At 70.6% G+C, this 25081-nt stretch carries 23 protein-coding genes and 1 riboswitch; of the genes, 14 read left to right on the forward strand and 9 right to left on the reverse strand.

Translation table 11 applies throughout. The features are described 5' to 3' along the window. Window positions 1-11: 11 nt before the first annotated feature. From GC092_RS03320 to GC092_RS03340, 5 genes are read left to right on the forward strand one after another with little or no spacing between them, the layout of a single operon-like run. Entirely contained in the window at window positions 12-614 is a 603-nt protein-coding gene (locus tag GC092_RS03320; RefSeq protein WP_324014091.1) for a SipW-dependent-type signal peptide-containing protein, read from the forward strand. 4 nt (window positions 615-618) lie between these two features. Then, the gene (locus tag GC092_RS03325) at window positions 619-1245 is read left to right on the forward strand and encodes a SipW-dependent-type signal peptide-containing protein (RefSeq protein WP_324014092.1); all 627 of its coding nucleotides are present in this window, start codon (window positions 619-621) and stop codon (window positions 1243-1245) included. A gap of 10 nt (window positions 1246-1255) precedes the next feature. Next, the gene (locus GC092_RS03330; protein ID WP_324014093.1) at window positions 1256-1858 is read left to right on the forward strand and encodes a signal peptidase I; all 603 of its coding nucleotides are present in this window, start codon (window positions 1256-1258) and stop codon (window positions 1856-1858) included. Next, window positions 1855-2484 (forward strand): hypothetical protein, encoded by a 630-nt coding sequence (locus tag GC092_RS03335; RefSeq protein WP_324014094.1) that lies wholly within the window; start codon window positions 1855-1857, stop codon window positions 2482-2484. The genes GC092_RS03330 and GC092_RS03335 overlap by 4 nt, the downstream gene beginning before the upstream one ends. After that, entirely contained in the window at window positions 2481-3038 is a 558-nt protein-coding gene (locus tag GC092_RS03340) for a hypothetical protein (protein ID WP_324014095.1), read from the forward strand. The genes GC092_RS03335 and GC092_RS03340 overlap by 4 nt, the downstream gene beginning before the upstream one ends. Before the next feature lie 11 nt (window positions 3039-3049). Here the strand turns inward: GC092_RS03340 and GC092_RS03345 are convergent, their stop codons facing one another. From GC092_RS03345 to GC092_RS03355, 3 genes are all read right to left on the reverse strand, one after another. After that, window positions 3050-3583 carry a MarR family winged helix-turn-helix transcriptional regulator gene (locus tag GC092_RS03345; protein ID WP_271173634.1) on the reverse strand — a complete coding sequence of 178 codons (534 nt, stop codon included), beginning with the start codon at window positions 3581-3583 and terminating at the stop codon, window positions 3050-3052. A 22-nt stretch (window positions 3584-3605) separates the two neighbouring features. Beyond that, window positions 3606-5282 (reverse strand): DHA2 family efflux MFS transporter permease subunit, encoded by a 1677-nt coding sequence (locus GC092_RS03350; RefSeq protein WP_324014096.1) that lies wholly within the window; start codon window positions 5280-5282, stop codon window positions 3606-3608. 367 nt (window positions 5283-5649) lie between these two features. Next, window positions 5650-6336 (reverse strand): YqaJ viral recombinase family protein, encoded by a 687-nt coding sequence (locus GC092_RS03355; protein ID WP_324014097.1) that lies wholly within the window; start codon window positions 6334-6336, stop codon window positions 5650-5652. Between the two features lie 334 nt (window positions 6337-6670). Between GC092_RS03355 and rplJ the strand changes: the two genes are divergently transcribed. From rplJ to GC092_RS03380, 5 genes are all read left to right on the forward strand, one after another. Further along, window positions 6671-7186 carry a 50S ribosomal protein L10 gene (rplJ, locus tag GC092_RS03360; RefSeq protein WP_271173631.1) on the forward strand — a complete coding sequence of 172 codons (516 nt, stop codon included), beginning with the start codon at window positions 6671-6673 and terminating at the stop codon, window positions 7184-7186. 51 nt (window positions 7187-7237) lie between these two features. Next, window positions 7238-7627: a 50S ribosomal protein L7/L12 gene (rplL, locus tag GC092_RS03365; RefSeq protein WP_271173630.1), complete on the forward strand. Its 390-nt coding sequence runs from the start codon at window positions 7238-7240 to the stop codon at window positions 7625-7627. Window positions 7628-7799: 172 nt separating this feature from the next. After that, complete coding sequence (locus GC092_RS03370; protein ID WP_324014098.1) at window positions 7800-9134, forward strand: ABC transporter substrate-binding protein; 1335 nt, start codon at window positions 7800-7802, stop codon at window positions 9132-9134. A 9-nt stretch (window positions 9135-9143) separates the two neighbouring features. Next, complete coding sequence (locus GC092_RS03375) at window positions 9144-10277, forward strand: carbohydrate ABC transporter permease (RefSeq protein ID WP_271173628.1); 1134 nt, start codon at window positions 9144-9146, stop codon at window positions 10275-10277. After that, entirely contained in the window at window positions 10277-11212 is a 936-nt protein-coding gene (locus GC092_RS03380) for a carbohydrate ABC transporter permease (protein WP_271173627.1), read from the forward strand. Before GC092_RS03375 ends, GC092_RS03380 begins: the two co-directional genes overlap by 1 nt. 55 nt (window positions 11213-11267) lie before the next feature. Here the strand turns inward: GC092_RS03380 and GC092_RS03385 are convergent, their stop codons facing one another. Further along, complete coding sequence (locus GC092_RS03385) at window positions 11268-11942, reverse strand: DUF305 domain-containing protein (protein ID WP_324014099.1); 675 nt, start codon at window positions 11940-11942, stop codon at window positions 11268-11270. Between the two features lie 2 nt (window positions 11943-11944). Beyond that, window positions 11945-12658 (reverse strand): thioredoxin-like domain-containing protein, encoded by a 714-nt coding sequence (locus GC092_RS03390; protein WP_282979456.1) that lies wholly within the window; start codon window positions 12656-12658, stop codon window positions 11945-11947. Window positions 12659-12991: 333 nt separating this feature from the next. Here GC092_RS03390 and GC092_RS03395 point away from each other — a divergent pair, with 333 nt between their 5' ends. The 3 genes from GC092_RS03395 (at window position 12992) to GC092_RS03405 (ending at window position 17005) form a co-directional block, all read left to right on the forward strand. Next, window positions 12992-14227: a multidrug effflux MFS transporter gene (locus GC092_RS03395; RefSeq protein WP_324014836.1), complete on the forward strand. Its 1236-nt coding sequence runs from the start codon at window positions 12992-12994 to the stop codon at window positions 14225-14227. A 46-nt stretch (window positions 14228-14273) separates the two neighbouring features. Further along, the gene (locus GC092_RS03400; protein WP_271173624.1) at window positions 14274-14930 is read left to right on the forward strand and encodes a phosphatase PAP2 family protein; all 657 of its coding nucleotides are present in this window, start codon (window positions 14274-14276) and stop codon (window positions 14928-14930) included. A 137-nt stretch (window positions 14931-15067) separates the two neighbouring features. Further along, window positions 15068-17005 carry a helicase HerA-like domain-containing protein gene (locus tag GC092_RS03405; RefSeq protein WP_324014100.1) on the forward strand — a complete coding sequence of 646 codons (1938 nt, stop codon included), beginning with the start codon at window positions 15068-15070 and terminating at the stop codon, window positions 17003-17005. A gap of 54 nt (window positions 17006-17059) precedes the next feature. Here the strand turns inward: GC092_RS03405 and GC092_RS03410 are convergent, their stop codons facing one another. The 4 genes from GC092_RS03410 to GC092_RS03425 form a co-directional block, all read right to left on the reverse strand. Beyond that, window positions 17060-18043 (reverse strand): malate dehydrogenase, encoded by a 984-nt coding sequence (locus GC092_RS03410; protein WP_324014101.1) that lies wholly within the window; start codon window positions 18041-18043, stop codon window positions 17060-17062. 9 nt (window positions 18044-18052) lie between these two features. After that, the gene (locus GC092_RS03415) at window positions 18053-18874 is read right to left on the reverse strand and encodes an alpha/beta fold hydrolase (protein WP_324014102.1); all 822 of its coding nucleotides are present in this window, start codon (window positions 18872-18874) and stop codon (window positions 18053-18055) included. Window positions 18875-18893: 19 nt separating this feature from the next. Then, complete coding sequence (locus tag GC092_RS03420) at window positions 18894-22040, reverse strand: sigma-70 family RNA polymerase sigma factor (protein WP_324014103.1); 3147 nt, start codon at window positions 22038-22040, stop codon at window positions 18894-18896. Window positions 22041-22404: 364 nt separating this feature from the next. Beyond that, on the reverse strand, window positions 22405-23571 hold the full coding sequence (locus tag GC092_RS03425) for an N-acetylglucosamine-6-phosphate deacetylase (RefSeq protein ID WP_324014104.1): 1167 nt from the start codon (window positions 23569-23571) through the stop codon (window positions 22405-22407). Between the two features lie 57 nt (window positions 23572-23628). Next, window positions 23629-23712, forward strand: a riboswitch (ZMP/ZTP riboswitch). A gap of 34 nt (window positions 23713-23746) precedes the next feature. On the opposite strand from GC092_RS03425, the gene glyA reads away from it, so the two are divergent. Beyond that, on the forward strand, window positions 23747-25045 hold the full coding sequence (glyA, locus tag GC092_RS03430) for a serine hydroxymethyltransferase (RefSeq protein WP_324014105.1): 1299 nt from the start codon (window positions 23747-23749) through the stop codon (window positions 25043-25045). The last annotated feature ends 36 nt before the right edge of the window (window positions 25046-25081 follow it).

Here is a 25081-nt window from a genome sequence, read left to right on the forward strand (position 1 = left end):
GGGGGCAACACATGAGCACGACCGACACCCGGCGCCGCAAGGTCTTCGCCGTCCTCGCCGGAGGACTCGTCCTCGGCGTCGGCGCCGCCGTCACGCTGGCCGCCTGGAACGACTCGGAGTTCGCGACGGGGACCTTCGGGGCCGGCGCGTTCAACCTGGAGGGCTCGACGACGAGCGCGACGGACGGCTACGCGGACCACGAGACGGCACCCGGCGCGGCGCTCGCCTTCACGCTGCCGCTCGCCGAGAACCTGTCGCCGACCGACGTCGTCTACGCGCCGTTCTGGGTGCGGCTCGATGACACGACGACTTCCGACGCGACGCTCGTCGCCGACACCGTCGCGGCCACGGGCGCGAACGCGGCGAACCTGTCGTACGAGGTGTACGCGATCGCCGCCGACGCGACCTGCAGCGCGGCGACCGCGACGGGCACGCTCGTCGCATCGGGCGCGACGCTCAACGCGCTGACCGCAGGTGCCGACGTGACCCTCACCGCGGGAGACGCCGCGCCCGGTGCACCCGTGCAGCTGTGCTTCGAGGTGACGGCCGGGGCGGGGCTCGAGGAGGGCGGCGACGCGACGGCGACCTGGTCGTTCACGGCGACGTCGGAGTAGTCCCGTGGCGCGCAAGGCCACGCGCGACGCGCGGCGGCGGGCGCTGCGGTGGCGTCGCCTGCGGGCGGTGCTGGCAGGCGGCGTCGTGCTCGGCATCGGCGCCGCCGCGACGCTGGCGGCGTGGAACGACACTGAGCACACGACGGCGACGCTCACGGCGGGCACGTTCGGGATCGTGGGTGCGACCAACGGCACGACCTTCACCGAGCACGCGAGTGCGGGCGCGGCCGCGGTCCTGAACTTCCAGGTCGCGCCGACCGCGATGACGCCCGGCACGACGACGTACGCGCTGTTCAGTGTGCGCACGGTGAATCCCTCGGTGGCGGGCAGCGTCCTCCTCACCGCGACCGATAGCAACGCCACGACAGGGCTCGGTCAGTACCTCACGTACGGCGTCCGCACGGTTCCCGCGGCGCAGTGCGACGCGACGACGTTCGGAGCATCGACCGCGACCGTGATCCTGTCGGGCTCGCCCCTCGGCGCTGACGCCGCGTCGTCGCAGAGCCTGTCTGCCAACGGCGCGAGCACCGTCAACTACTGCTTCGCCGTCACGCTCCCGTCGACCGCGCCCAACGCGGCGCAGGGGGCCTCCGTGACGCCGACGTGGCAGTTCACGGCGACGTCCTCGTGAGCGTCCTCGCATGAGCGCTCCTCCGCAGACGCGTCGCGACGCCCGCGCCCGCCGGGCCCAGGGCATCCGTCGGCGGACGCCCGCGCGCTTCCTCGGCGACGTGCTCCTGACCCTCGCGGCGCTCGCGGGCACGGTCTGCATCGTGCTCGTGGTGCTCGCGTACCTCTTCGACATCACGCTCATCATGTTCCGCACGGGATCGATGGCTCCGACCATCCCCTCCGGCTCCGTCGCCGTGGTGCAGCGTGTGCCGGCCGCGTCGCTCGACGTGGGCGACGTCGTGACCGTGGACCGCGAGGGCCAGCTGCCCGTGACGCACCGCATCACCTCGATCGACCCGGGGGCGAGCGCCGACGAGCGCGTGATCACGATGCGCGGCGACGCGAACGAGCAGGACGACGTCGCGCCGTACGCGATCACCACGGCGCGGATCGTGCTCTTCTCCGTGCCCGGGATCGCGCCGCTCATCGCGTCCTTCGGCGATCCGCGTGTGCTCGGCGGGCTCTCCATCGGGGCGGCCCTGCTCGTCGGCTGGGCCTTCTGGCCCCGCCGGGCGGATGACACCGAGCGCGCGGGGGAAGAGCCCGCGCCTGACGGTAGGGGGACCGGATGACCCCGCGTCGAGCTCTCTGCCTCGCGGCGGTCGTCGCGGCCTTCGCGCTGCCGACGGCGGCCGTCGCCGCTCCGACGACGCGGGTGATCGAGGGCGAGCACATCCGGATCGAGTCGACGGCGGACTGGGAGCGGATGGCGCGGCTCGCGCCGGGGGAGAGCGTCGCGTGGACGCTCGCGATCTCCGTGGACGCGCCCGACCCCGGGACGCTCGACATCGGCGTCCGCGGCACGGGCGGGCTCGACCTGGTCGCTGATATCGCCACGTGCGGCGTCGCCTGGCAGGGGGCGGAGTGCCCTGAGGGGGCGGAGGTCCTGCGCGCCGACTGGGCGCTGCCGCTCGACGGGGACACCGACTGGCTGCGGAGCTCGGGCACCGAGGAACCCGTTTTCGTACGGCTGGACGTGGGCCTGGCGCCCTCGGCCGTCGAATCGGCCGAAGCGGAGGTCTCGGTCCACGTGCGCGCGGCCGGTGACGAGGTCTTCGTCGATCAGGACGACGAGCGCGACCTGTCGCCGACGGGCGGATCTGCCGCACCGCTCCTGCTTGCGGCCGGAGCCGTGCTGCTGGGCGGAGGCGCTGCCGCGCTCGCCCGCGGCCGCCGCGCACGGAGGTCGCCGCGATGACCCGGCTCCGCAGGCGGATCGCCGCACTCGCCCTCGCCGCCGCGCTCGGCGGCGCCGCGCTCACGCCTGCCGCGACCGCGACGGATGCAGCATTCACGGACACCGAGCACGCGAACGCGACGCTGACGGCGTTGCGCCTGCAGCCGCCGACGATCACGGGGGTGACGTGCTCGCGTCCTGCACTGCTCAACCCCGGGGCGGTCTACCTCACGATCACGTGGCGCTGGCCCGACGCCGGAGCGCCGTACTCGGGATACTCTGCAGCGAACGCGTCCTGGACGACGACCGCGATCACACCGGTGGCGGGCTCGCCCACCCCCGCGGCGCCGACGACCACCGTGGCGAACGGCGTCTACACGACGACGTTCACGGGCACCCTTCTCGGGAACCTTCTGGGCGGGCTCAGCAACCTCCTGCTCGGGTCATCCTTCTCGGCGGACGTCGTCACGACCGGTGTCGTCGGAACGGGGACGACCACCTGGACGTCGCCGACGCGCAGCGGCGTGACGATGACGATCCCGCCGCTGGCGGGGGCGAGCTGCTCGGTGAACTGAGGGCCCGACGCTCAGCGGGGGTCGGGCGTCGTCCCGTTGGTGAGCGCGTGGAGGAGGCCAGCGAGGTCTCGGACGCGCTCGACATCCCAGGCGAGGAGGGTGTCGTAGAGCAGGCTCTCGTGATGGGAGCGGGCCTCCTCGAGGCGCGCGATGCCGAGCGGGGTCGCCTCGAGCAGATGCGCCCGTCGATCGCTCGGATCCGGTGTGCGGGCGATGAGGCCGAGATCCTGCAGGTCCTTCACGGTGCGGCTCAACTGGCCCTTGTCGAGCATCATCCGCTCGACGAGCGTCGACGCCTTGAGCGGGCCGTGCCGGACGATCGCGGTGAACACCTTGTAGGCGCCGGGGTTGAGCCCGGGGGACACGCGGTCTGCGTTCTCGTGGATGATGCGCCGCACGTGCGTCATCAGCTCGCTGAACTCGGCCTCGACCGACTTGATGGCCTCCGCCTGCTCGGGGGAGACGCCCTCGGCGGGCGTCGTCCCCGCAAGCGGGAGCCCGGGTCCGCGCGGGGGCGCGGCGTCCTGGGCGGTGTCGGCGGTCACGGGATCATTCTCTCGGATCGTCTCAGCGGCTGCGCGCAGATGACGCGTCGCCGTCATCTGCGACGTGCACGGGGATGGAGCCCGTCTCGGCGGTCGCGACCGCGAGATCGCCCTCGAGACGCTGCGCGCGCATCCGCTCGATGTTGTTCTGCCGGGTGAGGGGCTTGTTCGGGAGGAAGGCGATCGCCACGAGGCTCAGGACGGCCAGGGGCACGCCGATGAGGAACGCGTGCGAGATCGCCTGAGCCGAGGCGTCCTCGATGATCACGGCGATGGCCTCGGGCATGTCCCGCGTGACCGGGAGCGCGCCCGACTGGAGCTGGGCGAGGATGGCCTGGCCCTGCTCGCCCAGGCTCATCACGGCGGCGCCGATCTCCTGTGCGCGATCCGTCAGCTGCTGGGTCATGCTCGCCGCCAGCACCGAGCCCATGACGGCGACGCCGGCGGTGCCGCCGACCGTGCGGAAGAAGTTGACGCCCGAGCTGGCGACGCCGATCTCCTGCGGCTTCGACGTGTTCTGCACGACGAGGACGAGGTTCTGCATGGTCATGCCGGTGCCCGCTCCGAGCAGGAACATGTACGTGCCGACGAGCCACAGCGACGTGTCGTACGCGAGCGTCGACAGCAGGCACGTTCCGGCGATCATGAGCACGGCGCCCACGACGAGGTAGCTCTTCCAGCGGCCGAAGCGCGTGACGAGCTGCCCCACGACGGCCGACGCCACGAGCATGCCCGCGGCCATCGGGATCGTCAGCAGACCCGCTTCGGTCGGGCCGTAGCCGCGGGAGATCTGCATGTACTGGCCGAGGTAGACGGAGGTGCCGAACATCGCCACGCCGATCGAGATCGACGCGAGCACCGCGAGCGTGAAGGTGCGGTTGCGGAAGAGGGTGAGGGGGATGAGCGGCTCGGCGACGCGGAGCTCGACGAGCACGAACGCGACGGCCGCGATCAGCGCGATGCCGACCATCCATGCGGTCTCCCAGCTGATCCATCCGTAGTCCGACACGTTCGTGATCCAGACGAGGAGCACACCGGCCGAGACGCTGAGGAGCACGATGCCGAGGTAGTCGATGCGCACCTTCGCCGCGCGGATCTGCTCGATCCGCAGCGTCCGCAGGAGCACGGCGAACGCGATGATGCCCAGCGGGACGCCGACGTAGAAGTTCCAGCGCCATCCGATCGTGTCGGTCATGACGCCGCCGAGCAGCGGGCCGCCGACCGTCGCGACAGCCATCACGCCCGCGAACAGGCCCATGTACTTGCCGCGCTCGCGCGGGCTGATGATGTCGGCCATGAGCACCTGGCTGAGCGCGGCCAGACCGCCGCCGCCGAGGCCCTGGAGGGCGCGGAAGGCGATGAGCATCTCGGCGCTCGTGGACATCCCGGCACCCGCGCTCGCGAGCACGAAGACCGCCAGGGCGATGAGCATGAGGGTCTTGCGGTTGACGAGGTCGGCGAGCTTGCCCCAGATCGGGGTCGAAATCGCCGTGGTGAGGAGGGTGATCGTCACGACCCAGGTGTAGGACTCCTGGGTGCCGCCGAGCGCCGGGACGATGATGGGCAGCGACGTGCCGACCACGGTCGTGGAGACCATGGAGCAGAACATGGCGAGGAGGAGACCCGAGAGGGCCTCGAGCACCTGGCGGCGGGACATCCGCGCCGCGGGCGCCTGTGCGGGGGTGGGTTGCGCGCTCATACGCACCTTTCGCGATCGTGTCCGGATTGGCATGACGGCGTCGGCATGCAGAAGTTGAAGAAAGTCAACGATATCCAGAACGTTGACAAACCGCAACTAATTCCCGGATGTCGGTGCGTGTGGTGTTCGCGTGGGCGTGCGGTGCGTGTCTCGTTTGGTGCCGGTATGGGGTGCCGATGACGGTGGCGGGTGAGACATGCGGCGTTGGCGGCCGGTGCGTGTCTCGCTGGGTGCCGGTATGAGGCGTCTATAACGGCGGCGGGTGAGACATGACACGGCACGGCGGGTGAGGCATGGCAGCCACCCACCGCGGCCGCCCACGGCGGCCACCCGCCACACCGGCACCCCGGGCGTGCGACGCGGCGCGTCAGTCGGCGAGGGCCAGTGCCCGATACGCGGAGCGCTGGAGTGCGCGCTCGCGCGGAGTGAGCGGCGCGGTCGCGGCGGCCTCGGGCCGGCGCGGCGGCTCGTTGCCCGTCGTGCGTCGGTACAGCTCGTCGATGAGGGCGGTCGCGAGCTTCACGAGTCGCGAGATCTCCGCGTCGTCGCGGTCGATCCAGACGCACTTCGGCTCGTCGTGCAGCGGCCGGAAGTCGCGGTGCTCCTCCCAGGCGAAGAGCGTCCGCTCGGCGCCGAGCACGTGCTGCTGCCACCACACCTGGCGGAGGTACGAGCGCGGGATGGTGCGCCACGTCTTGTTCGTCGTCTTGATCTCGGCGAGCAGGATGCGGCCGCTCTGGTCGACGGCGATCCCGTCGGGGGTTGCGAGATGGCGCTTCTCGATCGTCGCGTGGAAGAGGGCGCTGGATGGCTGGATGCCGTGGGTCGCGGCGACCCACGAGGCGATCTCGGGCTCTCGGCGCCGGCCGTGGTCGGTGTACGTGTTGCCGCCGAACGACGAGCCGCGCAGCTTCTGCTCGGCGGCGCGGGGGATGACCCGCTCGCTCGTGATCGTCGCGATGTCGGTCGCGGTGATGCCCTGCGATCGCGCCCGAAGCCAGGCCACCCTGTCGCGGGAGTCCGCGACGATCCGGGCGGCGAGTTCGGGGGTCACCTCTTGACCCTAACCCCGCCCCCTGACGGCGTCCCGACCGGACATGCGGGTTCGGCGGACTCGGTGCGGAAGGTCCGCTCCGTCGATTTGGCCCAGGCTCTCGAGTCGGGTACGCTGGTCCGAGCCGAAGACCGCCGGTCATCGCCGTGTGCGCAAGCACGTGACGATCGAAGCTCTGCACTGCAGGGGCCTGCGCAGGTGTCACGAACGAATCCTGTGTGAACGGGAACCGAGCTCCGTGCGCTTGCGCCGGAGCTCTTTCTCATGTTCGGGGCGGGTGGCGCGGCCGGTGCCCCACCTCCGTGGAGCACCTCAGGACAATCAAGGAGTGGCCATGGCGCAGAAGGAAGCATCGGTCGCCGAGCTCACGAAGCAGTTCGAGAGCTCGACCGCCGTTCTGCTCACCGAGTACCGCGGTCTGACGGTTGCCGAGCTCAAGGAGCTCCGCAACGCGATCCGTCAGGACGCGGAGTACGCCGTGGTGAAGAACACGCTGACCAAGATCGCCGCGAACAACGCGGGGATCACGGCGCTGGACGACGACCTCAAGGGTCCGTCGGCCGTCGCCTTCGTGCACGGCGACCCCGTCGCCGTCGCCAAGGGTCTGCGCGCCTTCGCCAAGGCACACCCTCTTCTCGTGGTGAAGGGCGGCTACTTCGATGGCACCGCCCTCAGCCCTGAGGAGGTCAGCAAGCTCGCTGACCTCGAGAGCCGCGAAGTCCTGCTCGCCAAGGTCGCGGGCATGATGAAGGCCTCGATGTCGAAGGCTGCCGCCCTCTTCCAGGCGCCGCTGTCGAAGACCGTTCGCACGGTCGAGGCGCTGCGCGAGAAGCAGGAGACCGCAGCCTGATCAGGCTGCGCGGAAGCAACCCCGAAACCCCGAAAAAGTAGGAGAAACATCATGGCGAAGCTCAGCACCGAAGAGCTGCTCGACGCGTTCAAGGAGCTCACGCTCATCGAGCTCAGCGAGTTCGTGAAGGCCTTCGAGGAGACCTTCGACGTCACCGCTGCTGCCCCGGTCGCCGTTGCGGCCGCTGGCGCCCCGGCTGCGGGCGGCGACGCTCCGGCCGAGGAGGAGAAGGACTCGTTCGACGTCATCCTCGAGGCTGCCGGCGACAAGAAGATCCAGGTCATCAAGGTCGTCCGCGAGCTCACCTCGCTCGGCCTCGGCGAGGCGAAGGCTGTCGTCGACGGCGCTCCCAAGGCTGTCCTCGAGGGCGCCAACAAGGAGACGGCCGACAAGGCCAAGGAGGCCCTCGAGGGCGCCGGCGCGACCGTCACCCTCAAGTAAGTCTTCTTCTCGAAGCTTCTTCGCGAAGGCCCCGGGTTCGTCCCGGGGCCTTCGTGCGTCTGCGGACGTTACGGGTCCGTGACTGTCAAGTGATTGTGGAAGCGCTCCTATGGCTCCTAGCTTGGAGGGCACAGCCTTTCCACAGAGAAGATGCTCGAGATAGGAGCAGACGATGAAGACTGCAGGACGCAAGCGGATCCTCCTCGCGGCGAGCGGGCTGGGGATCGCCGGTCTCGCTCTCGCGGGATGCACGAGCGGCCCCGGAGCATCGGATGGCGGCGGAGACGGGGGCGGTGGCGACGGCGGAGACGCCCAGGTCACGGTCTACGGCACGATCGTCGACGCGGAGGCGGAGCTCCTCGAGCAGTCCTGGGCGGACTGGGAGGAGGAGAGCGGCATCGACATCGTGTACGAGGGCTCGCAGGAGTTCGAGGCGCAGATCGCCGTTCGCGCGCAGGGCGGCAACCCGCCCGACCTCGCGATCTTCCCGCAGCCCGGCCTGCTGTCCGACATGGCGAGCCGCGGCTACCTCATGGAGGCGCCCGAGGGAGTGGTCTCGAACCTCCGCGAGTACTGGGCCGAGGACTGGGAGACCTACGCCTCGCATGACGGCACGATCTACGGCGCGCCGCTCATGGCGAACGCGAAGGGCTGGATCTGGTACCAGCCCGGCGTGTTCGAGGAGAACGGGTGGGAGGTTCCGACCGACTGGCAGGGCCTGCTCGACCTCACGCAGCAGATCCGCGACGAGACGGGCGAGCCGCCGTGGTGCGCGGGCTTCGGGTCCGACGCCGCGACCGGATGGCCGGGCACCGACTGGATCGAGGACCTCGTCCTGCGCCAGGCCGGCCCCGAGGTCTACGACCAGTGGGTCGCGAACGAGGTCCCCTTCACCGACCCGCAGATCAAGGAGGCCTTCGACGCGACGGCCGAGATCCTCCTCAACCCCGACTACGTCAACGCGGGCTTCGGCGACGTGGCGTCGATCGGCTCGACGCCCTTCGGCGACGTGGCGAACGCGCTCGTCTCGGGTGACTGCCTCCTGACGCACCAGGCGTCCTTCCTCGACGGCTTCATCGTCGAGGCCGGCGGCGAGGTCGGCGAGGATGGCGATGTCTGGGCGTTCATGCTGCCCCCGGTCGACGCGGGCGCCGGCCAGATGATCACGGGCGGCGGCGAGATCGTCGGCGCGTTCAGCGACGACGAGAACGTCATCAAGGTGCAGGAGTACCTGTCGAGCCCCGAGTGGGCGAACTCCCGTGTCTCGCTCGGCGGCGTGATCAGCGCGAACAACGGGCTCGACCCCGAGAACGCGCAGAGCCCGATCCTCAAGGCGGCCATCGAGATCCTCCAGGACGAGGAGACGACGTTCCGCTTCGACGGATCCGACCTCATGCCCTCCGCAGTCGGCGCCGGCACGTTCTGGACGGGCATGCGCGACTGGGTGAACGGCGCCTCGACCGACGACGTCCTGGAGCAGATCGAATCGGGCTGGCCGGAAGAGTAACGGCCGGACATGAAAGCGTTTCTCGACTGGCTGAGCACGCTCTCGCCGTGGCTGGAGATCCCGATCATCATCGGGGTGTTCCTGCTCGCGGTCGGCATCCTGCTCTTCTTCATCGAGATCGCGCCGCGCGCGGGCCGGGTGTACACGTACATCCGGCTCGCCGCGTGCGTGCTCTTGCCCCTGGCCGTGATGTGGATGCTCCAGTCCTACTGGTGGGCGATCATCGCGGCCGGCGTCCTCGGCCTGCTGTTCTTCTGGCTCGACTACCGGTCGAAGCAGGGAGCCGGCTACCTGTTCCAGCTCGTCGGATTCCTCGCGCCCGCTCTGATCCTGCTGCTCGTCGGCCTCGTCTTCCCCGTCATCCAGACGTTCGGGCAGTCGATGTTCAATGCGAGCGGCTCGCGGTTCATCGGACTCGACAACTTCATCTGGATCTTCACGCAGCCGCAGGGCATCCGCACGATCGTGAACACGATCGTCTGGGTGCTCATCGCCCCGATCGTGTCGACGGTCGTGGGCCTCGTGTACGCGTACTTCATCGACAAGACGCGCGGGGAGAAGGTCTACAAGATCCTCGTGTTCCTGCCGATGGCGATCTCGTTCGTCGGTGCGTCGATCATCTGGCGCTTCATGTACACGGCCCGGCCCGCAGACGCGGAGCAGATCGGCTTCGTCAACCAGATCATCGTCTGGTTCGGCGGCAGCCCTGTCCCGTTCCTCCAGGTGGAGCCCTGGAACACGCTGTTCCTCATCGTCGTGTTCGTGTGGATCTACACCGGATTCGCGATGGTCGTGCTGTCGGCGGCGATCAAGGGCGTGCCGACCGAGCAGCTCGAGGCGGCTGAGCTCGACGGAGCCAACGCGTACGAGCGCTTCATGAACGTCGTCGTGCCGGGCATCCGGCCCTCCCTGATCGTGGTCCTCACGACGATCGCGATCGCGTCCATGAAGATCTTCGACATCGTCCGCACGATGACCGCGGGCGCGAACAACACCTCGGTGCTCGCGAACGAGATGTACTCGCAGTTCCGCAGCTTCGAGGCCGGACGGTCCGCGGCGTACGCCGTGATCCTGTTCGTGCTCGTGCTCCCGCTGGTCATCTACAACGCGCGACAGCTCAAGGCACAGAGGGAGGTGCGCTGATGACCGCGACCGAGCTCGTGACGACGGCGGGCAAGCCGTCGAGGAAGCGCGCGCTGAGCGACACCAAGCGCCGCCTGACGAACCCGTGGGCCACGGTTGCCGCGCTCGTCATCGCGGTGCTGTGGACCATCCCGACGTTCGGCGTGTTCGTGTCGTCGTTCCGTCCGCGTGTGGAGATCCAGACGACCGGATGGTGGACGGTCTTCCAGAACTGGGGCTGGACGTTCGACAACTACGTCGAGGCGCTGAACACCTCGACGGGCGGCCTCACGATGCTGGGCTCGTTCGTGAACTCCTTCGCGATCACGCTCCCGGCGTCGATCATCCCGCTCATCATCGCGACGCTCGCGGCGTACGGGTTCGCCTGGATGGACTTCCGCGGCAAGAACCTGCTGTTCGTGCTCGTGTTCGCGCTGCAGATCGTCCCGATCCAGATGGCCTTTATCCCGCTCCTGCAGCTGTTCTCGCGCGGAGAGCTGTTCGGGGTCCCGGTCATCCAGGCGGTGGGGTCGTCGGGCTACGCGCAGGTGTGGATCGCGCACACGATCTTCGGCCTGCCGCTCGCGATCTTCCTGCTGCACAACTTCATCGCGCAGATCCCGGCGGATGTCATCGAGGCGGCCCGCGTGGACGGTGCGGGGCATGGGCAGATCTTCTTCCGCATCGTGCTCCCGCTGAGCATGCCGGCGATCGCGTCGTTCGCGATCTTCCAGTTCCTGTGGGTCTGGAACGACCTGCTCGTGGCCTTGATCTTCGCGGACGGCAACGTGGCGCCGATCACGAAGCTGCTCGCGCAGATGACCGGGTCGCGCGGTCAGGACTGGCACCTGCTCACCGCCGGCGCGTTCATCGCGATCATCGTGCCGCTGCTGGTGTTCCTGTTCCTGCAGCGCTACTTCGTCCGCGGCCTGCTGGCGGGCTCGGCGAAGGGATGACCCGCATGACGAAGGGCCCGCCGGACGGCGGGCCCTTCGTCATGCGTCGGCCCGCTCAGCCGGTGCAGCCGAGGCGCGTCTGGATCGACTGCATGGCCGCGATCTCGGCCGTCTGGCCCTGGCCCATGCTGCGCGCGGTCTGGACCACGCGCTCGTCGCTGCCGAGCTCCACGACGGCGTCCGTCATCTCGATCGCGCCCGAATGGTGACGGATCATGAGCTCGAGGAAGAGGCAGTCCCGAGCCGAGCCCTCGAGCGAGGCGAGCCGGTCGATCTCCTCGGCCGTGGCCATCCCCATCGCCGCTTCGAGCTCCTCGGCGGATGCCGTCGCGCTCGCGCCGTGGTCGTGTCCGGTTCCCGACATCCACGACATGAGCGGGTCGCCCGCCTGGGGCAGGCCCCACGCCACGAGCCATCCGTACATCTCGCCGCGCTGCGCCGCCTGAGCCGTCGCGATGTCGTACGCGAGGGCGCGGAGCTCGTCGTCGTCGGTCGCGCGGTACTCGATCATCGCCATCTCGACGGCCTGCGCATGATGCACCTGCATGTCGCGCGCGAAGCCGGCGTCCGCGGCGTTCGGCCCGCCGCTCGAGCCGGTCGCGTCGGAGAGGTCGTCGAACGTCGTGAAGCGGCCGATCGCGAACGCGAGGCCCGCCACGAGCACGACCGCGATCACCACGAGCGGCCAGGGGATGCCCGTGCGCGCGGTCGGGCCGTCGGACTCCGTCATGCTCAGCTGAGCTTGCCGGGGCCGTCGATGGCGCCGGTGCATGCGGCGCCCGGCTCCGGCACGTTCTGGTTGCGCCAGTACTCCTCGAAGAACTCCGCGATGCGCTCGTCGTCGACCGAGTCGACCTTGAGCTGCGCGTTCCAGGCGCTCACGGCGACCGGCGTCCCGAGGTCGGGGTACGGCGAGAGGATCGCGTAGCTCGACGGCAGGTAGCCCTTGAGCGTCTCGAGCTCCTCGTCGCTCACGAGCTCGGGGTCGTACGTGACCCACACCGCGCCGTGCTCGAGGGAGTGCACCGCGTTCTCGTTCTGCTGCGGCTCGCTGTAGACGCCGCAGTTCAGCCAGTACACGTTGTGCGGGCCGCCCGCGGGAGGGGTCTGCTCGTATTCGACGGTGCCCTCGACGTGCGTGTTCGTGTTGGAGAAGGTCTCGACCCCCTCGATCTCCGCCCCGTCGCCGCCGATGCCGTACTCGGCGACATTCGGACGCGGCGTGAAGACGAACGAGGCGACGATCGCACCGATCACGGCGACCGCCGCGACCGTGCCGACCGTCCACCAGACGAGCTTCCCGCGCTGGCGCTTCTTGAGCTGCCGCTGGTACTCGGCGAGCTTCTCCTGACGCCGGGCCTCGCGCTGCTGCTTGACCGTCTGCTCGATCTCGGCCTGGCGGGCGGGGTTGCCGCTGGACTTCTGGGGGCGCTTCTGCGTCGACACGCTCCGATCCTATGCGGCTGAATGCGCGCGCCGCTGGGAGAATCGGGCCGGGAACCTGGGCTTCCGCCTTGCGCTGCCCGTCCCCCTCGACCCTAGGATTGAGGGCGTCCCCTTCGCGCGGATCCTCCGGGCGTCGTCTGGGACTTCTTTCTTTCTCCGCACCCCTCGTCCGCGAAAGCAGCGACGCTCACGATGACTCACGAAGACCGTTCCCCGCGCGACGAGCACGGGCACCACCCGCACACGGGCAGCATCCCCACCGCCACGGGCCTCATCCCGGTGCCCACGGGGACGATTCCGCTGCCCGATGCCGCGCGCGCGGCAGCGGGGGAGATGCCGCGCACGCATCGCGGTGACGCGCTCTCGAGCGGCCGGCGCCTCGCGTACGTCCTCCTGCTCGGCGCGCTGACGGCGCTCGGCCCGTTCACGATCGACCTCTACCTGCCCGCGTTCCCCCTGCTCGAGCGCGATTTCGAGACGACGAGCGCGGCCATCCAGCTCACGCTCACGGGCACGATGATCGGCTTCGCGCTCGGCCAGCTCGTCGTGGGTCCGCTGAGCGACAAGTTCGGCCGGCGGGTTCCGCTGCTCATCGTGACCGCGCTGCACGTGCTCTCGAGCCTCGCGGCGGCCTTCGCGCCCACGCTCGAGCTGCTCGGCGCCGCGCGAGTGCTGATGGGGATGGGCGCGGCCGCGGGCGGCGTGGTGGCGATGGCCATGGTGCGCGACCTGTTCGGCGGGCGCCGCCTCGTCATCATGCTGTCGCGGCTCGCGCTCGTGACGGGGGTCGCGCCCGTTGTGGCGCCGCTCATCGGCTCGGCGCTGCTCACGGTCATGCCCTGGCACGGGATCTTCCTCGTGCTCGCCGCGTACGGCACGATCATGCTCCTGTGCGCGATCTTCGCGCTGCCCGAGACCCGCCCCGCGTCCGACCGCATCTCGCACGAGACGGTGTCCGTGTGGCACCGCTATCGCGTCGTGCTCACCGACCGCGTGTACCTGGGCGTGCTCGTGATCGGAGCGATGACCTTCTCAGGCCTCTTCTCGTACCTGTCGGCGTCGTCCTTCCTGTTCCAGCAGTCGTACGGCTTCACCGAGGTGCAGTACGGCCTGCTGTTCGCCTCGAACTCGGTCGGCCTCGTGATCGGCAACCAGGTCGCGGCCCGTCTCGCGGCGCGGTTCGGGCCACAGTGGGTGCTCGCGTACGCGACCGCCGTTCTCGTGCTCGCCTCTGCCGGCATCATCGTCGGCGACCAGCTGGGGCTCGGGGTGTGGGGCGTCGTGATCCCGCTGTTCGTCTTCATGACGACGTGCGGCTTCACCTTCCCCTGCGCGCAGGTGCTCGCGCTCGACCGGCACCCCGAGGCAGCCGGCACGGCGGCCTCGGTGCTCGGCGCGACGAACAACGGGATCGCGGGCGTCATCTCGCCGCTCGTCGGCGTGATCTCGGCGGCCTCGGGCATCACGGGCACCACGATGGCGTCGGTGATGCTCGGCTGCTCGGCCATCGCCGTCCTCTCGCTCTGGCTCGTCGTCCGCCCGCGCTCGCTCGGCCTGCTCGCCGACTGACCGCACGCCTGCGCCCGAACGGCGCGGGCGTGGGCAGAATGGGGCGATGGGGATGTCGCGTCGGGCCATGCTGTGGTGGGGGATCGGGCTCATCGCGGCGGCCGCGCTGCTCGGCTGGGCCACGGTGCTGCACCGCGATCCCTTCCCGATCGACACATGGTGGGCCGGCGTGCTGCCGGAAGCCGATGCGGGCGTCCGCCTGTGGTTCTCGCTCCTCCTCGACCGGATCGGCGGAGGGTGGTGGGCCATCCTCGTCTTCCCGCTCGGGATCGGGGCCTTCCTCCTCGCGACGCGCCACCGATGGGGAGCCCTGTACTTCCTCGTCGCGACGGCCGCCAGCGCGGGGTTCGTGCAGCTGCTCAAGCAGCTCTACTCGCGGCAGCGCCCCGAGGACATCCTCGTCGTCGTCGACCACGGCTCATTCCCGTCGGGGCATGTGGCCAATGCCGCCACGGTCGTGTTCGCCCTGTGGGTGCTCTTCCCGCGATGGTGGATGGCCACGGTCGCGGTGATCTGGACGCTCTCGATGGCGTTCGCGCGCACGTATCTCTCGGCGCACTGGGCGAGCGACACCGCGGGCGGCGCGCTCGTCGGGGCCGGGGCGGCGCTGATCGTCGCCGCGCTGCTGAACGCGCGTCTCCTGCGAGATCGCGACCGCATCGCCGAGCGGCGGGAGCAGTCGGAGAGGCTCGCCCGGTCGTAGGGCGGGACACAGCGCAGGAGTCCGGTCGCAGGCGGAGCCTGCTGCCCGCGCGACCCTGGGGGTGAGCGCGCGCCGGGCCCGGGGCGTTCCTGCGTCGTGTCCCGCGTCGGGCGACCCGCGCTGGCTAGGCTGTGGCCATGAGCCCCGAGAACGCTCCTGACGCCGCTGCCGCCGAACTCGAGAGACTGCGCGCGGAGGCCGCGGCCGCCGAAGCCGCTCTCAAGGCCGCGGAGGCCCGCGCGAAGCTCGCCGCCGCAGAGGCCGCCGCGGCACGTGCCGGAGGGGCGGATGGCGCCGAGCCGGCCGCCGAGGACGATGCCGAGCCGCCCGCCGCGGACGAGCCATCTGCGGAGACCGAGCCATCCGCGGAGCCCGAGCCCGAGTCCGCGCCGGAGACCGAGCCATCCGCGGAGCCCGAGCCCGAGCCATCCGAGGAACCCGCGAAGCCCGCGGCGTCTGACGGGCCGCTCGACGCGGGCGACGTGCAGCGCATCGTCGACGGCTACGCCTTCGAGGGGGAGACGCTCGACATCGGCGCGCTCGTGAACGGGGAGCCGCTCGCCGACGCGCAGATCCGGATCCCGCTCGCGATGCTCAACCGGCACGGCCTCGTCGCCGGAGCGACCGGAACGGGCAAGACCCGCACTCTGCAGGGGCTCGCGGAGCAGCTCGCCGCGAAGGGCGTGCCCGTGTTCGCGGCCGACATCAAGGGCGACCTCACGGGCATGGCGACGCCGGGGGAGCCGAGTGACAAGCTTCTCGCCCGCACGAAGGGCATCGGCCAGGACTGGAAGCCCGAGGCGGCGGCGGTCGAGTACTTCGCGCTCGGCGGGATCGGCACGGGCGTGCCCGTGCGCGCGACGGTGACCGGCTTCGGGCCGCTCCTGCTGTCGAAGGTGCTCGGTCTCAACGACACGCAGGAGTCGAGCCTCGGGCTCGTCTTCCACTACGCCGACGAGAAGGGCCTGCCGCTCGTCGATCTCGCCGACCTCCGCGCGGTGCTGCAGTACCTCACGAGCGACGAGGGCAAGGCCGAGCTCAAGGGGCTGGGCGGCTTGTCGTCGGCGACCGCCGGCGTCATCCTGCGCGAGCTCATCACGTTCGCCGAGGGCGGCGCCGACGTCTTCTTCGGAGAGCCCGAGTTCGATGTGCAGGACTTCCTGCGGACGGCCGAGGATGGCCGCGGCATCGTCTCCCTGCTCGAGGTGCCGGGCGTCGCCGATCGACCGGAGCTGTTCTCCACGTTCCTCATGTACCTCCTCGCCGAGCTCTTCGAGCTGCTGCCCGAGGTCGGCGACGTCGACAAGCCCAAGCTCGTGTTCTTCTTCGACGAGGCGCACCTGCTCTTCAAGAACGCGTCGAAGGACTTCCTCGCGGCGATCACGCAGACGGTGCGGCTCATCCGCTCGAAGGGCGTCGGCGTCTTCTTCGTCACGCAGACCCCGAAGGATGTCGATGGCGACGTGCTCGCGCAGCTCGGCTCCCGCGTGCAGCACCAGCTGCGCGCCTTCACGCCGGATGACGCGAAGGCGCTCCGCTCGACGGTCGGGACGTATCCGAAGTCGGGCTACGACCTCGAGCGGGTGCTGCAGGAGCTCGGCACCGGAGAGGCGATCGTCACCGTCATGAGCGAGAAGGGTGCGCCCACGCCCGTCGCGTGGACGCGCGTGCGCGCACCGCAGGGGCTCATGGACGCGTCGCCCGCCGCTGTCGTGGAGCAGGCTGTCGCGTCGTCGACGCTCCTGCCCAAGTACGGCGAGCCCGTCGATCGCGAATCCGCGTACGAGATGCTCACGGCGAAGATGAACGCCGCCGCCGAGGCCGCGGAGGCCGAGGAGAAGGCACTCGAGAAGGCGAAGGCCGACGCCGAGTACGAGAAGCAGAAGGCCGCGATCGAGAAGAAGGCGCAGCAGGAGTACGACCGCCTGCTGAAGTCGACCAAGAGCCGCACGACGACGCGGCGCACCACGCGGTCGAGCAGCGACCGCGTGGTCGAGCGCGTCATCGGATCGGCGGCGACGACGCTCGTGAACAGCGTGATCCGGGGTCTGTTCGGCAACAGCCGCCGGCGCTGAGGGTGAAAGCCCTGCCCGCCCCCGTGTCGGGCGGGCGTGGCTTCCACCATCAACTCAGGACGGGATGAGCCCGAGCTCGCGCACGGCGGTGCGCTCGTCGGCGAGCTCCGCGACCGACGTGTCGATGCGGGCGCGCGAGAAGTCGTCGATCTCGAGGTCGGGCACGATCTGCCATCGGCCGTTCTCCGTCTGCACGGGGAAGGACGACACGAGTCCCTCGGGCACGCCGTAGGACCCGTCGGAGACGACCGCCATCGAGGTCCAGTCGCCTTCGGTCGTGCCGTTCAGCCAGTCGCGCGCGGCATCCACCGTCGCACTCGCCGCGGACGCTGCGGACGACGATCCGCGCGCCTCGATGATCGCCGTGCCCCGGTTCGCGACGGTCGGCAGGAACTCGCTCTCGACCCACGGACGGTCGACGAGCTCGAGCGCGGGCCGGCCTGACACCACGGCGTGCGACAGGTCGGCGTACTGCGTCGCGGAGTGGTTGCCCCAGATCGTCATGCGCGAGATCTCCGACACCGGCGCGCCCGTCTTGAGCGCCAGCTGCGCGAGAGCGCGGTTGTGGTCGAGGCGGGTCAGGGCAGAGAAGCGCTCGGCCGGGATGTCGGGCGCGTTCTGCTGCGCGATCAGCGCGTTCGTGTTCGCAGGGTTGCCCGTGATCAGCACGCGGATGTCGTCGCCTGCGACGTCGTTCAGCGCCTGACCCTGGGCCGTGAAGATCGCGCCGTTGGCGGACAGGAGATCGCCGCGGGTCATCTCGGCCGTGCGCGGGCGGGCGCCGACGAGGAGCGCGAGGTCGGCTCCGTCGAACGCGCGACGGGCATCGTCGGTGATGTCGATCCCGGAGAGAAGCGGGAACGCGCAGTCGACGAGCTCCATCGCGACGCCCTCCGCCTTCGGCAGCGCGGGCGCGACCTCGAGCAGGCGGAGTTCGACCGGGCGGTCGCCGAGACCGCCGCTCGCGAGACGGAAGAGGAGGCTGTAGCCGATCTGACCGGCCGCGCCCGTGACGGCGATGCGAAGAGGTGTGACCATGACTCGACGCTACCGGTCGGCCGGTGCCTCCGGCAGGGCCGAGCGCAGCGGGCGGCGCAGGAACCGGTCGGCGATCTGCATCCCGATCCCGCCGTCGAGCAGCACGCCGTGCTTGGCGCCCTTGATCACGGTCAGTCGGGCGCCCGGGATGCGCGCGTCGAGGACCCGGGCGTTCTCGACCGGCGTCAGGGCGTCGAGCTCGCCGTGCAGCACGAGCGTCGGGGCCGTGATGCGCGACAGGTCGTCGAGCGTGTCGTGCGCGCGACTGGCGCGATGATGCCGGGCGAGGGCGGTGCGGTCGCGGCCGACAGCGAGGAGCCGCACCAGGTCGTCCTGCGCCTCGTCCCAGAAGACCGACGCGACCTCCTTCCGGTCGCGCGAGCGGATGGCGCGGTCGGCTTCGTCGGAACGCCGCGGGCCGTGCGCGTCGCCGGCCGATGTCGAGACGAGCACGAGCTTGCGCACGCGCTCGGGATGGTCGATCGCGAGCCACTGCGCGACGCGGCCGCCCATCGAATGCCCGACGACGTCGGCTCGCTCGATGCCCGCATCGTCGAGGATGTGCACGACGTCGTCGGCGAAGAGCCGCGTCGTGAAGCGCTCGGCCTCGCCCAGTTCGCTGTCGCCGATGCCGCGGTGGTCGAAGATCACGATCTGCCGATCGCGGAGCAGTCCCGGCCCCACGATCTGCCACGACCGGTGATCGACCGCCTGACCCGCGATGAGCACGAGCGGTGCGCCTTGCCCCGCGGTCCAGTACGCGAGCCGGATGCCGTCGGCCGCGGTCGCATCGTGCCGCACCCACTCGGGCCCGTAGGGATTGTCCGTCACTCGGACGAGGGTAGCCGGGTCAGAGGAGACGACTTCCCAGAAGGGCGCTCAGGAATGAGGTTGTGTCGGGGTTCCCGTGTTGCCCGTCGGAGTAGGAAACGGTGACGTCGGCGATGGACCAGTTCAGCGCGTCCAAGGTGCTGCCGCTGATCTCGAACGCGCCCGTGCCGTTCTTATCAAGCGTGAGTGCTTGCGGATCGGGAATGTCTTCGAGGAGACCCGGGGTGACTGAGGGGTCAACGGTCGCAAACGGTGCACCGATCACCTTGAACGCGACGGTCCAAGTTGAGAAATCCGAGGTGACGTCCGTGGTTGAGATATCGAGATCGACAGGGATGAATTTGGCGACCCCCAGTTCCGCCAGATCCACGAAGTCCTCCCTCCCGTAGACGTCGGTCGAGACGTATCGCGCTCTCAGACGGGGATTACCTTCTAGGGCGTTCTGTGCGCTGTTGAGACGCGGCTCGATCCAGATCGACTGAGGCTGCGCTCCTTCGAAGTGAAGCGCGCCCACCGGGATTTCGTCCAGGAGTACCTCGACATCGGCGCCCGGTTCGCCGCGGATGTCGACGAAGAATCCGAAGGGCGCGCCATCCGCAGGCTCGGGGTCAGGGGAAGCAGCGCCGATCACCACAGGAGTGTCGAGCAGCTCGTCGAGTTCTCCGAGCCCGAACTCTGCCGTTCGCCGGTCGGCATGCGCCGCCGCGTATGCGACCGAAACACGCGTGTTCTCGGTGATGTCGTGCATCGAAGGAGTGAAGGGAATCCGAGTCGCCCCGCCGATCAGAGAGGCCTCGATCGAATCGCCGTCCGGGAGCGTCAGGCGTATGTCGGCGTCGGGCTCGCCCGTGACGACGAGATCGACGACCTTCGTCTCCGCATGGGGGTCGACTTCAGCCGAGAGCGTCAGTTCGTCATCGATCGCGACATCCTCGATATCGATCAGCTCGCCCAGCATGGTGCTGCCCTCGAAGCCCGCGAGGGCGCCATCCCGGTAGCGCACCTCGATCGGCAGATCGTCTCGGACCTCGCCCGGGCCGAGCGCGATGGTGAGCGTGGCCTTCCCCTCAGCATCGAGCGTTCGCGAGTCGTCGGACGAGGTCGACCCGTTGACGTACACGGAAACCTGCTTGCTGACCTCGCCTGTCACGGCGAACTCGACGGTTCCGGCGTTCTTGTCGACATCGACCGCCGCGCCGATGTCGATCCGCTTCGGGGGCACCGGCGTCTCAGTCGGCGTCGGTTCCGGCGTGGGCGTCGGGCTCGCGGTCGGCGTCACCGTCGGAGTCGGAGTCGGCTCGGGCTCGACGGCCTCGAGCAGCGGATCGCGCACGCCCAGCGTCGACAGCGACGCGACGAACGACTCGCCCTCGACGTCGCGATAGGCGATCTCGAGCGTGACGTCGTCCATCACCTGGACGGCGGTGAGGGCGAACTGGAGCTCCGCGACGCCGTCGGCAGAGAACTCGCCCTCCGCGAGGGCATCCGCGTCGGCCGCCGTGAGGAGGAGCATCGCAGAGGCCGCAGCGGGCGCGGAGCTCGACTCGGTCACGGCCACGGGCTCACCGGGCTCGCCGGTCACGTCCACCTGGACGATGCGCTCGCGTGCATCGACGACGGACGCACGCTCGAAGCCGATGGGCGCGGGGCTCTCGACCTCCGGTGCGGGCTCCGACGGCTGCGGCGTCGGCTCGGGCGACGGCTCGTCCGATGGGCTCGGCGCGGGCTCCTCCGACGGGCTCGGCTCGGGCGACGGCGCCTCTGACGGCTCGGGCTCGGCGGTCGGCTGCGGCTCGAGCGTGGGCTCGGCTGTCGGCTGGGGCTCGACGGTCGGCTGAGGCTCGGCCGTCGGCTGGGGCTCGGCGCTCGGCTCGGGAGCCGGCGCCGGAGTGCGCGTCGGCGTCGGGGTCGGCGAAGCGGATGGCGCGGGCTCGTCGACCGGGGGAGCGGTCGGCTCCTCGGGGGCCGGGGTTTGCGCGAGCAGCTCGTCGGAGGCCTCGATCGACGCGTCGGGCTGCGCGGCGTCCTCGAATGCCGACGCGGCCTCGTTCGCGGATCCCGCGAAGCCGCCCGTCAGCGTCGCCGCGAGTACCGTACCCGCGACCGCGGCCGCCGCGATCCCGGCGCCGACGAGTCCGCCGATCGTCCACGCGGAGCTCGACGCCGACCCGCCGGCCGATCCTCCGGATCCACCTGATCCGCCGCCCGCCGCAGCGAACCCGACCGACTTGGCGGCGCCATCCGCTGCCGCGCCGGTCGCCGCTCCGGCGCCGACGGCTCCGCCCGCGACCGCCACAGCGCCCTCGTACACCGACGACGGCATGGCCGCGAGCGCCACGAGCGCCGACTCGTCGCGCTGGAGCGAGGCGAGGTAGCCGGCGGTGCCGGTGACGCCGATCGTGAGCGGCAGGAGCACGAGCGCGAGTCGGCTGCCGACCTCCTTCGCCTCCGACGCGACGATCGCGCAGCGCGCGCACTCGCCGAGGTGCGCGTCGACCTTGGCCTGGTCGCGCGATCCGAGGTTGCCGCGCGTGTACGCGCCGAGGCGCTCGATCGTCCAGGCGTGCGCGGACCCGTCCTCGACGGAGGCGATGTGCGCCTGGATCCACGCCTCGCGCAGCCCCTCACGAGCGCGGAACGCGAGCTGCGAGACGGCGGCCGCCTTCATGCCGAGCAGCGGTGCGATCTCCGCGGGCTTCATCTGCTCGATCTCGGTGTACCAGAGCACCTCCTGCCAGCGCGTGGGCAGGCTGCGGAAGGCGGTGTGGGTGAGGCTGCGGTCGAGCGCCTCGTCCGTGGCCTCCTCGGTTGACTCCGGGTCCTCGACCTCCTCGAGCGCGTCGCTCGTCGCCTCCGTGCGCGCGCGGCCCCACGATGCCGCCACATTGCGGATGGTCGTGAAGAGGTAGGCGCGGAACGAGCCGGTCGGCCCGTTGCCGCGCTGGATCGACTGGAAGATCTTCGCGTACGACTCCTGCACGAGGTCGTCGGCGTCGAGGCTCGACGTGATCGACCGCGCGGCGACGATGCCCGATCGGTAGTGGCGTCGCCACAGCTCGCCGAACGCGTCGTGGTCGCCCGAGCGGGTGCGTAGGACGAGATCCGCGTCGGGGGTCGCCGATGCCGGCGCCTCGCCGTCGCTGAGGTTCTCGTCGTCTGTGGTCATAGGTGCGGGTCCGTGTCGGTGGGCACACCCCTCGTCGCATCGGTGGCGGCGGGTGCGCGTGCGGCCGACGTCGGGTCGTCAGGCCGGTGAACATCCTCCCGCGGATCGGGCGGCTCCGCCACCCCGATGTAGGGATTCACGGGGGATTTTCCGCCCGATGGCACGGTCACATCCGGAGATCGACAAATTTCTCGGAAGTCGCGTAATGAAACCGCCCCACCGCCGTCTCATGCGGTGAGGGACGTTCCGCCCAGCTGCTGGGGAGCTTCGGGTCGGAGGTCTCGCGAGGCGGCATCGCCGCTCGCGACGAGGGGCTCGGACACTCGGGGGAGGGGTCCGGGCCCCTGATCTCTCTCCGGACGCCTCAGCGCACGGCGCCCGCGGTCCAGACTCGCGCGACCTCGAGCTCGCGGCTCCACAGAACCGCATCGGCGATCGCCCCGGTGCGGAGCGTGCCGAGGTCGTCGCGGCGCAGCACCTTGGCGGGCGTCGCCGTGAGCGCCCCGACCGCGTCGGGCAGCGGGACGCCGAGCCCGACGACCCGGCGGAGCGCCACGTCCTGCGTGAGCGTGGAGCCCGCGATGGTGTCGGTGCCGCGCACCGTCGCGACGCCCTGCTCGACGACCACGTCGAGGGCGCCGATCGCGTAGTCGCCGTCGGCCATGCCGGTCGCCGCCATCGCGTCGGTCACGAGCGCGACCCGGCCCGGCGCGGCCCGGAGCAGCATGAGCATCACGGCGTCGGCGACGTGCACGCCGTCGGCGATGAGCTCGAGCACGACCCGGTCGTCGCGCGCGGCGGTCGGGATGGGCCCCGGCCGGCGGTGGTGGATGCCCGGCATCGCGTTGAAGGCGTGCGTCACGAGCGTCGCACCGGCGTCGACGCCCGCCGCGGTCGCGTCGGCGTCGGCGTCGGTGTGCCCGATCGCCGCGATGACCCCCGCCGCTGAGATGGCGCGGATCGCGTCGATCGCGCCGGGCAGCTCGGGGGCGATCGTGATCTGCCGGATGGTCTGGGCTCCGCCGATCTCGCCCGCCGCGAGCAGGCGCGCGACCGTGTCGGGGTCGGGGTGGCGCAGGAGCTCGGGGTCATGCGCGCCGTGATGGCCGGGGTCCAGGAACGGCCCCTCGAGATGGCTGCCGAGGATGTCGTCCTCGTGCTGGGCGAGGCGCCCGATGGCGGCGACGCGCGCCTCGAGGTCGTCGACGGAGGCGGTCACGAGCGAGATGACCGCTCGCGTCGTGCCGTGCGCCCGGTGCAGAGCGCGTGCCGTCCGGATGGCGTCCGCCCCGTCCTCGTGGGCGGCGCCCGCACCGCCGTGCCCGTGCAGGTCGATCAGCCCCGGCGTGAGCACGGCGCCGTCGCCCGCGATCTCGGCCGCGTCGATGACGACATCGCCCGTCTGCGTTGCGGCGCGCCATCCGTCTCCGTCGCCGCGCGACGAGACGCGTCCGTCCTCGAAGCGGATCCAGCCGTCGCGCTCCGCGCGGCGGTCGGAGACGAGCAGCGTCGAGTGGATCACGGTCCCCATGCTCCCGACCCTCCCACATCCACCCGACCGCGGCCATCCGACTCGGGTCGGCTATGCTGTTCGCGTCGCGACTGGCGTTGAGGTGGTGCACCACCGGGAAGCGACCGAGACGGCATTCGACCGCACGCCTGGGCCGATGCGATGACCCCTTTTCGTCTGTCGTCTGGAGATCGCCATGACCGATCCGCTGTTCAACGCCCCCCTCGCCGAGGTCGACCCGGAGATCGCGGAGGTGCTGCAGCGCGAGCTCGATCGCCAGCGCGGCTTCCTCGAGATGATCGCGTCGGAGAACTTCGTGCCCGTCTCGGTGCTGCAGTCGCAGGGCTCCGTGCTCACGAACAAGTACGCCGAGGGCTACCCGGGCCGCCGCTACTACGGCGGCTGCGAGGAGGTCGACGTCGCCGAGGAGCTCGCGATCGCCCGCGCCAAGGAGCTGTTCGGCGCCGAGTTCGCGAACGTCCAGCCGCACTCGGGCGCCACCGCCAACGCGGCCGTGCTGCACGCGATCGCCCGCCCCGGCGACACCATCCTCGGCCTCTCGCTCGACCACGGCGGCCACCTCACGCACGGCATGAAGATCAACTTCTCCGGCCGTCTCTACGACATCGTCGCCTACGGCGTGAACCCCGAGACCTCGCTCGTCGACATGGACGAGGTGCGCCGCCTCGCCCTCGAGCACAAGCCGAAGGTCATCATCGCCGGCTGGTCGGCGTACCCCCGCCAGCTCGACTTCGCCGCGTTCCGCGAGATCGCCGACGAGGTGGGCGCGTACCTCTGGGTCGACATGGCGCACTTCGCCGGTCTGGTCGCCGCGGGCGTCCACCCGAGCCCCGTCCCGCACGCGCACGTCGTCTCGTCGACCGTGCACAAGACGATCGGCGGCCCCCGCTCGGGCTTCATCCTCACGAACGACGCCGACATCGCGAAGAAGATCAACTCGGCCGTCTTCCCGGGTCAGCAGGGCGGCCCGCTCATGCACGTGATCGCCGCCAAGGCGACCGCGTTCAAGCTCGCCGCGACGCCCGAGTTCAAGGACCGTCAGGAGCGCACCGTCCGCGGCGCGGCCATCCTCGCCGATCGCCTCTCGCAGCAGGACGTGAAGGACGCGGGCATCGCGGTCCGCTCGGGCGGCACCGACGTGCACCTCGTGCTCGTCGACCTGCGCGACGCCGCGATCAACGGCAAGGAGGCGGAGGACCTCCTGCACGACATCCGCATCACGGTCAACCGCAACGCCGTCCCGAACGACCCGCGCCCGCCGATGGTCACCTCGGGCCTGCGCATCGGCACGCCCGCGCTCGCGACGCGCGGCTTCGGCGACGCCGAGTTCACCGAGGTCGCCGACATCATCGCCCTCGCGCTGCTTCCCGGCGCCGACGTCGACGCCCTGCGCGAGCGCGTCGCGAAGCTCGCCGACGCGTTCCCGCTCTACCCCGGCCTCGAGCAGGTCGGCCAGGGCTACGCGGGCGTCTGAGGCGCCCCGATCCGTCGAGACTAGCCCCGGTCGTCG

The organism is Microbacterium sp. JZ37, assembly GCF_035188445.1.
GTDB lineage: Bacteria > Actinomycetota > Actinomycetes > Actinomycetales > Microbacteriaceae > Microbacterium > Microbacterium barkeri.